The sequence below is a fragment of the Arsenophonus endosymbiont of Bemisia tabaci Q2 genome, assembly GCF_902713415.1.
Lineage (GTDB): Bacteria > Pseudomonadota > Gammaproteobacteria > Enterobacterales > Enterobacteriaceae > Arsenophonus.
This window is the reverse complement of the sequence record NZ_CACTIE010000323.1, coordinates 1-748: the sequence shown is the minus strand read 5'-3', so window position 1 is coordinate 748 and position 748 is coordinate 1. Positions and strand designations below refer to the sequence as shown.

Annotated in this window: 1 pseudogene; it reads left to right on the top strand. The window is 40.9% G+C overall.

Annotated elements, in window-relative coordinates:
- Positions 1 to 621 (top strand): annotated as a pseudogene (locus ARSQ2_RS15185) (site-specific integrase); the annotation flags it as partial.
- Between the last annotated feature and the right edge of the window lie 127 nt (positions 622 to 748).

Genomic DNA, 748 nt, shown 5'->3' with positions numbered 1-748 from the left:
GTGTCATTCCACCGCAAAAACGGGTAGATAAAGCGCTTGATCGTTTTTGTCATGGGACGAACTCAGCGAGCTATTAAGATTGCTCTCAGTAACGGAATAAACCTGCCCCATTCATCCAGACTTCGCCCAATTGACAATGCTGTATATCTTTAGTGCAGGGCAGCGCCCGTGGGAAATCATGACCAATACTCGTGATCACTGGGATGAAAAAAATAAAACCGTTACAGTCCCCCCCCTCATATATCAAAAAATAGTGATTTCCACATTATTCCACTGAATCAAAGCGCAACTGAGATTTTGAAACGGCAGAGGGAAAAGTATCCAGACGCGATGTTTCTTTTTCCGGGCAATACAAAAGAAGGGCATTTGTTGTCCGCTGAGTACAGTAAACAACTCCGTAAATTTTGTAAATTAACCAGTTTTGATAAGTTCACACCCCGAGATATTCGCCGTATCTTTAAAACCCTGGCAGGGGATATGGGCATTAGTGCGGAAATGCGTGATAGACTTCAAAATCACAAGAGGCCAGGTGTGTCACCGAAACATTACGATAGATATGATTATCTAAGAGAAAAACGAGAAATAATTGAACAGTGGGAAAGAAAGTTGCTTAGCTTGTAATTTATCAATTTCTGTTATCTATCCAACAGAAGCAATATGGCTCGTTGCGTCGTTATCTGTTGGGCTTATTACTTCAATTGATTTTAGACGTAAAGTGATATTTACGATGGAAGAAGAAGGGTTGAGT